Here is an 8041-nt window from a genome sequence, read left to right as displayed (position 1 = left end):
GCTCGGCAATGGGCATTACCGGGAAAGCCTCTGCCGAGCATGGCTCGGCACTACATGCATAAACAACAACGCCGCCCTTGGGCGGCGTTGTCGCTACACATCAAGCCAGCACGCTTACAAACCGCAGAAGCAATACGCCAGCGACTTCACCGGTGCGCCATTGCGGTCCTTCACTGCGTCTTCGACAAAGCGCAGCTGGGTGTCCAGCTCCGGCATCTGCTTGGCAATCAGCATGCGTGCTACACCCGAGTCGGCCAGCATCCAGGCGCCGGCTCGGCTGCCGGCAAAGCCGGTCATGAACTGCGCGAACGGAGTGGCTGCCTTCTCGATGTAACGCACGCGGAACTTGTCGCTTTCACCAAGCTTGGCGCGCTGCGCTGCATCGGCAACGGCCGCCTTCAAACCACCGAAGGCATCAACCAGACCGCGCTCCTTGGCTTGCGCACCGCTCCACACGCGGCCACGTGCGACTTCATCCACCGCTTCAACCGGCTTGTTGCGTGCGGCTGCAACCTTGCCGGTGAAATCGGCATAGCCCTTGTTGATCACCGACTGGATCACCTGGCCCACGGCCGGGTCCATCGGCCGGGTCACGTCGAACGCGCCAGCAAAACGGGTGGTGCCTACACCGTCGGTGTGCACGCCGATCTTGTCCAGGCTGCGGGCGAAGTTCGGGATCATGCCGAAGATGCCGATCGAGCCGGTGATGGTGGATTCGTCGGCATAGATGCGGTCGGCGTTCATGCTGATCCAGTAACCACCGGATGCGGCCATGTCACCCATCGATACCACCACCGGCTTGCCGGCGGCCTTGAGCGCTTCCACTTCACGGCGGATCTGCTCGGAGGCGAATACTTCACCGCCCGGCGAGTCCACGCGCAGCACCACCGCCTTCACGTCGTCGTCGTCGCGTGCCTCGCGCAGCAGCGCCGAGGTCGATACGCCGCCGATGCGACCGGCCGGCAGATCACCACCGGCGATTTCACCTTCGGCAACCACCACCGCCACCTGCGGACGCGAATCCATCGGCGAACGGCGTGCGTCGAGCTGGGTCAGGTAGTCGCCCAGGCCGATCTGGCGGTAGCCACCGTCAGCATCGCCATCGGCCACGCCGCGCTCGGTGAGCAGGGCATCCACTTCTTCACGGGTCTTCAGGCCATCCACCAGCTTCTGCTGCAGGGCGAAACGGGCCAGGTCGCCTTCGGCGGCGGCAATGCCCTCCGGCAGCGTGTCGATGCCGGCGGCCAGCTGTGCGGCGTCGAGTTTGCGCGCCTTGGCGATGTCGCCCAGGTAGCGCTGCCACACGTCGTTCATCCAGAACAGGTCGGCTTCCTTGGCCTGCGGCGAGGCGGCGTCGAGCACGTAGGGCTCGGCGGCAGACTTGAACTCACCCACCTTGAACAGGTGTACGTCCACGCCCAGCTTGTCCTGCAGGCCACTGCGGAAATACTGGCGGTAGCGCCCCAGACCTTCCAGCAACAGGCCGCCCATCGGGTCGAGGTAGACCTCATCGGCCTGTGCGGCCAGCAGGTACTGCGACTGGCCCATGTTCTCGCTGAAGGCCACGACCTGTTTGTTGGCAGCACGCAGATCCTGCAGCGCGGCGGTCACTTCACGCATCGAAGCAAAGCCACTGGGCTGCAGCTTGTCCAGCTGCAGCACCACGCGGTTGATCTTCTTGTCGTCCTTGGCCGCTTCGATGGCGCGGATCAGATCGCGCAGCTGCAGCTCTTCGGCATTGGTTTCACCCAGCGCCTTGCCCAGCGCGCGGCTGAGCGGGTCGGTGCTGTACTGCTCGACCAGGCGGCCTTCCGGCGCGATCACCAGGGTGGTGCCTTCCTGCAGCACCGTCGTCGACGAAGCGCCCTTGCCCACGGCGACCATCAAGCCGATCAGGATCAGGAACAACAGGCCGAAGAACAGCAGGTTGAGGATCAACCGGCGGGTGAAATTCATCACGTCCCAGATGCCGATGAAGAAGCTGGCAACGGGATTGCGGCGTGGCACAGGGGGGGGATTCATGGACGCTCCGATTGGGGCTGGTTGCAAGTCAGGATACGCATAACCGGAGGCCACCGGCATGGCCTTTAAGTCAGGGGGTAGCCTGGGCGATAAGCCGGCTGCTGCTGATCCGCAGCCGCCAACCCAGCAGCACTGCGGCCACGGTCAAACCAATGATCAGGCCGATCCACATACCCTGCGGCCCCCAGCCCAGGCCAAGGCCAAGCCCGGCACCGACCGGCATGCCCACGCCCCAATAGGCGAACATGGCAATGAACATCGGCACCCGGGTGTCCTTGAGCCCACGCAGGGCACCAGCGGACAGCACCTGGATGCCATCGGGGATCTGGAAGGTAGCCGCATACAACAACAAGGTGGAGGCCAACGCGGCCACCGCAAGGTCGTCGGTATACAGGCCGACCACCACGTCATGGCCCAGCAGCAAGGCGGTAATCGACACCATCTGGGTCACCAGCACGATCGCGTAACCAGCCCAGGTTGCCCGGCGCACGCCCAGCGGATCATTGCTGCCGACCGCATGGCCGACGCGCACGGTGGTGGCCTCGGCCACGCCCATCGGGATCATGAAGCACAGCTGTGCCACATTGATCGCGATCTGGTGGGCGCTGGCCTCGGTCGCACCGATACGGCCGATCAGCAACGCGGTGATGATGAACAAGCCGCCTTCCATCAGCACGGTGATGCCAATCGGCAGGCCGGTACGCAGCAGGTCCCAGATCGCGCGCGGACGCGGCAATTCGAAGTGACTGAACAACTGCAGGTGGGCGAAGCGCTTGGTGGTCCACAGGTAGGTGGCGAAGGCCAGCGCCTGCACCCACATGGTCACCGAGGAGGCGATGCCCAGGCCTTCGGCGCCCATCTCGGGGAAGCCGAACTTGCCGTTGCATAGCGCATAGCCCAAGGGGCCGAGCACCAACAGGCCACCGAAACCGATCAGCATGGTCGGCAGTGTCCAGTGCATGCCTTCACTGAGGTAGCGCATGCAGAAGTACAGGGTCAACGCAGGCACGCCCCAGCGGATGGCATGCAGGAAGTCGGTGGCACCGGGCACGATTTCCGGCGCGATACCAAACGCTGGCAGGAACGCCGGCACCACGCTCAGGAACAGGAACATCAACGCGCTCAGACCCACGCCCAGCCACAATGCTTGGCGGAACAAGGGGCCGATTTCGCGGTCACGGCCAGCGCCGTGCAGCTGCGATACCGAGGCGGTAAGCGAGATCAGGGTGCCGATCGGCACCAGCATCGGCAGCCATAGCAGGGCCGTACCGATGCTGACCGCAGCAAAGGTATCGGTGCCATGGTGGCCAGCGATGGTGTTGTCGACAAAAGCAATTAGACCGGTGGAGACGTGGCCCAGCACCAAAGGCAGGGCAAGCAGTCCGGTCGTCCGCACTTCTTGCATGAAGCGCGGCGTGGCGGGAGACATGGACATAAACAGAAGGAGACGCAGACTGCGGCCGGCGCAGGAAGCGCTCAGATGCCGGGTCGCGGACTGCCTATTCTAACGTGGCAAGGCAGTTACGGCCCCGCACCGCGGATGAACGGGCGGAGCGGTGCCGCACAGCGAAGCAGTTAATGCCCGACTTTCTCGCGTAGCCAGGCATCGCGCTGCGCCGGTGCCAAGGCCAGCAGTTGCGTGCGCAGTTCTTCACGTTGCTGCGGCGGGGTGCGCTGCGAAATCAGGCTCAGCTGCTCCAGCTGGGCGGCATCGAGTTGCCGCAGCAGGGCAATCACAGGCTCGCGCTCGGCAGCCGGCAGGTAGCCCAGCAAGGGCTGCAGGCGTGGATACAACACACCCAGCTGCGGGCCCAGCAACCAACCATCGCGGTGCATCTGGTCGATAGCCATGTAGCGCGCACGCAGGGCTCGGCGCTGCGCATCCGGCAACGCCGCGATTGCCGCCGCCGCCTGGCGGACGCGTTGTTGTTCACTGCCCGGCAATGCCTGCCAGGCTGCATAGCGACTACGAACCTCGCGCTTCTGCTCCGGACTCATCGAGGCCCAGGCGCTGCGCGTGCTGACAACGCCGGTGGTGACGGAACTGGACGGCAGCGCCGGCACAGCAGTCGGTGCGGCAGCATGCAAGGGCAGCGCCACGATCAGCACCAGCCAGGCCAAGCCGAACTTATTCATCCGCATCGCTGGTCTCCAGCGCAGCACCGGCCGGTTCCGGGCGGCTGGGTTGCGGTTGTGATTCATCCACCGGGATCGGGCCACCGGCTGCATACCAGGCATTGAAATCGGCATCACGGGCCGTGTCCAACGCAGGATCGGCCAGCATGGCCGCATCGGTAGCCGCATGCGGGTCTTCGCCCGGCCCGGCCGGAGTACTGTCGTCGGGCAGCGATTCCACCTGCACCGGACCATTGTCGGCCAGCCCATTGCCGCCATTCGGATCGGCGCTCACTGCCGTATGCGAGCGCCACCACCACAACGCCACCACCGCCAGCAGCAACAGCGGCAGGCACAGCAGTAGCCAGGTGCGTAGCGTCCACGGTTTGGACTGCTTGCGCCGCGCTGCGGGCTTGCGGCGACGGTCGTCTTCCAAGCGCGGGCTGCTGCTTGCGCTGGCGGCCGGAGCGGAGGCAACAGGCGAGGCACCGGTAATAACCGATTCGCGCAGCTGTTCGAGCTGCTGCAGCCGCGGCGGCGACAGGTCGCGGATCAGCGCCTGCACCTGCTCGGCCAAGGCGCGCCAACTGGCGGCATCAGGGCGGCCACCGGCATCCATCGGGCAGGCGCCAGCCAGGGCTTGCCGATAGGCGTTGGCGTCCACACCCAGCACCGCCGAGGCAGGCGCTTCGTCCAGGCCGGCGCCAATCCGCAGCAGCAGCGCCAGGCGCTCGCCCGCTGCCAGCGTGCCCAGATGGGTGAAGGCTGGCTCCCAGTTGCCTGGGTTGGTTGGCTTCAGCAACTGCGGGGTGCTGCACAGCAGGCCCCAGAAGCGGGCCGGCCATTCGACCATCAGCAACTGCGCGGCATGCCCGGCAAACGCACGCATGGCCACGGCCACCGCGCGCTCGCCGACAGCGGCATCGCCGGCCTGCAATTCAGCAACTACCAGGGCGCGACGTTCCACCCCGCGCAAAAAGGCGGACAGAGCATTGGCTGCGGCCGGCGAAAGAGGGGCTGGTGCAGCCATCATGTGAACTCCGTCATGCTGTGATGATACCGAGCGCACACCCTGCTGCCGACGCCCCAAGCCATCACCGGACCGAGTCTGCAAGCCTCTGCAACAACTTGTGCACAGCGTCAATACGCTGTGACAAGCGACTCAAGCAAGCCGCCGTGAGACTGTATTTCTATTTTGTTTCACGGATAACTTATTGATTTTGCTTAAATATTTGATGTGGCTATTTTTTGACCAAGTTGACCCAAAGGCTTGCTCCATCGCCCTGAACGCGTGGAGCACATTACTCACCCACAGAGTTATCCACAGGAAGTGTGGATAACAATAAATCTCCAAGCGCAGCCAGCGTTTACGCCGCATTTATGCAGGACTTCACAGCATCTGCAGGCGGGAGAATCGCGGCAGCCAAACCTCCACCAGCGGCTAAACTTGGCCCATGCCTGACTGTCCCACTCTGCGCCTCGCCCTGCCGGTGCCCCTGCCTCAGCTGTTCGACTACCTGCCCCCGGCCGGCGCCCCCGCGCCCGAGGCCAGCGATGTGGGACGTAGGTTGCGGGTGCCATTCGGTCCGCGCGAGCTGGTCGGGGTGGTCGAGGCCATCGGCCACAGCGATGATCCGGCGGCCTTGCGCCCGGCCCTGCAATGGCTGGATGAGGCCGCGCTGCTGCAGGGCGAACTCAGCGCCTCGCTGCGCTGGCTGGCACGCTATACCCACGCCCCGCTGGGCGAGGTGATCGCCACCGCGCTGCCGGCGCCCCTGCGCCGCGGCGAGCCGCTGGCCGATACCCATGGTTGGGCTTGGGAACTGACCGAGGCAGGCCGCGCCGGTTATGCGCGTCTGCGCAGCGGTACCCGTCCACAACGTCTGGCGACGCTGTTGCTGGAAGGTGCGGTCAATGAAGACCTGCTGGACGATCAGCTGGACGACTGGCGCAGCGCCGCGCGCGCGCTGCTCAAGCGCGAGCATGCGCAGCGCATCGAAGTGGCAGCGGTGATTCCGCAGCCCCGTATCGTCGCCGGCCCGGTGCCGAACCTGCAGCAGCAAGCGGCGATCGACGCATTGCAGGCGGCCGAGGGCTTCCAGCCCTTCCTGCTCGACGGCGTCACCGGCAGCGGCAAGACCGAGGTTTACCTGCAGGCCATCTGCCATTGCCTGCAGCAAGGCAAGCAGGCGTTGGTGCTGGTACCGGAGATCGGCCTGACCCCGCAAACCCTGCACCGTTTCCGCAGCCGTCTGGGCATTCCAGTGCATGCGCTGCATTCGGGCTTGAACGACAACGAACGTGCACGCGTCTGGGCCGCCGCCTCGCGCGGCGAAGCGCGCGTTATCGTCGGTACCCGCTCGGCGATTTTCACACCACTGCCGCAGGCCGGCTTGATCGTCATCGACGAAGAGCATGACGGCAGCTACAAGCAGCAGGACGGCATCCGTTACCACGCACGCGATTTCGCCATGGTGCGCGGCAAGGCACTGAATGTGCCGGTGGTGCTGGGCAGTGCAACGCCATCATTGGAATCCCTGCACAACGCACGCAGCGGTCGCTACACGCATCTGCGCCTGCAACAGCGTGCCGGTGATGCCAAGCCGCCGGGCGTGCGTGTCTTCGACGTGCGCAAGCGGCCGCTGCAGGATGGGCTGTCACCGGAAGTGCTGGTCGGCATCGAGCAGCAGCTGAAAGCCGGTAGCCAGGTCCTGGTATTCAAGAACCGCCGCGGTTATGCGCCGGTGCTGCTCTGCCATGACTGCGGCTGGACCGCCCCCTGCAAACGCTGCAGCACGCCATTGCACAAGACACCGATGACGGTGCACGGCGGCGGCCGCCGACTGCAGTGCCATCATTGCGGCGCGCGCCAACCAGTGCCGCTGGCCTGCCCGGATTGCGCCAGCCTCGCACTACAGCCGCAGGGCATTGGTACAGAGCGCCTGGAAGAGCGCCTGCTGCAGTTGTTCCCGGATTACCCGGTGCTGCGCATCGACCGCAGCACCACCAGTCGCCGCGATGCGCTGGAGCAGACGCTGGCAACCCTCGGCGATCAACCCGGCATCCTGGTTGGCACGCAGATTCTGGCCAAGGGCCATGACCTGCCGAAGCTGACCTTGGTGGTGGTGGTCGGCATCGACGAGGGCCTGTTCTCATCCGACTTCCGTGCCAGTGAAAAACTGGCGCAGCAGTTGATCCAGGTCGCTGGCCGCGCCGGTCGAGCCGAGCGCCCCGGCGAGGTCTGGTTGCAGACGCATCACCCGGACAACGCCTTGCTGCACACCTTGGTCAACGGCGGTTACCACGCCTTTGCCGAAGCCGAACTATTGCAGCGCGAAGCGGCCGGATTTCCACCGTTCGCACATATGGCAATGCTGCGTGCCGAAGCCAAACAGGTGGAGCAGGCCAATGAATTCCTGGCTGAGCTCAAGCACCTGCTTCCCAAACAGAAGGACGTCGAACGCTTTGGACCAATGCCGGCACCGATGCCGCGCCGTGCGGGTTTCCAACGCACACAGCTGTTGATGTCAGCCGAGCAGCGGCGACCGTTGCATGCAGCGCTGGATGGCTTGATGGCGCAGGCCTATGGTCTGCCGCAGGCGCGCCGCGTGCGCTGGTCGCTGGATGTGGACCCGATGGATCTGTACTGATCTGGTGCTTTGCAGGAGCGACCCGAGCCGCGAAGCTGAAAATGCACGTGATCCCGGTAGAGCCGAGCCATGCTCGGCTGGAGCTTTACCGGTAAAGCCTCTGCCGAGCATGGCTGGGCACTACGTTTGGGTCTACTGGTGAAGCCCCAGCCGAGCATGGCTTGTATGTTCCTCCTGGCTCCTACGAGGTATGTAGGAGCTAGGGTGGAGGGACCGTCAACATGATATCTGCGGATACCAGCCGACAGACGAGC

5 protein-coding genes are annotated in these 8041 nt (G+C 64.9%); 1 reads left to right on the top strand and 4 read right to left on the bottom strand.

Features of this window, described 5'->3' with window-relative positions; translation table 11 throughout:
- Positions 1–114 precede the first annotated feature (114 nt).
- The 4 genes from sppA to ACVOK8_RS18875 form a co-directional block, all read right to left on the bottom strand.
- Positions 115–2022: a signal peptide peptidase SppA gene (sppA, locus tag ACVOK8_RS18890; protein ID WP_481568157.1), complete on the bottom strand. Its 1908-nt coding sequence runs from the start codon at positions 2020–2022 to the stop codon at positions 115–117.
- Between the two features lie 70 nt (positions 2023–2092).
- Complete coding sequence (locus tag ACVOK8_RS18885; protein WP_481568156.1) at positions 2093–3457, bottom strand: MATE family efflux transporter; 1365 nt, start codon at positions 3455–3457, stop codon at positions 2093–2095.
- A 140-nt stretch (positions 3458–3597) separates the two neighbouring features.
- Positions 3598–4164, bottom strand: a complete 567-nt coding sequence (locus ACVOK8_RS18880) for a DUF3106 domain-containing protein (protein WP_481568155.1) — start codon at positions 4162–4164, stop codon at positions 3598–3600.
- Positions 4151–5170: a hypothetical protein gene (locus tag ACVOK8_RS18875; RefSeq protein ID WP_481568154.1), complete on the bottom strand. Its 1020-nt coding sequence runs from the start codon at positions 5168–5170 to the stop codon at positions 4151–4153. The genes ACVOK8_RS18880 and ACVOK8_RS18875 overlap by 14 nt, the downstream gene beginning before the upstream one ends.
- A 421-nt stretch (positions 5171–5591) precedes the next feature.
- Here ACVOK8_RS18875 and ACVOK8_RS18870 point away from each other — a divergent pair, with 421 nt between their 5' ends.
- Positions 5592–7787 carry a primosomal protein N' gene (locus ACVOK8_RS18870; RefSeq protein WP_481568153.1) on the top strand — a complete coding sequence of 732 codons (2196 nt, stop codon included), beginning with the start codon at positions 5592–5594 and terminating at the stop codon, positions 7785–7787.
- Positions 7788–8041 lie beyond the last annotated feature (254 nt).

The sequence above is a fragment of the Stenotrophomonas sp. STEN083 genome, from assembly GCF_056759195.1.
The sequence above is the reverse complement of the archived record's forward strand: the minus strand, read 5'-3'. Positions and strand labels throughout refer to the sequence as shown.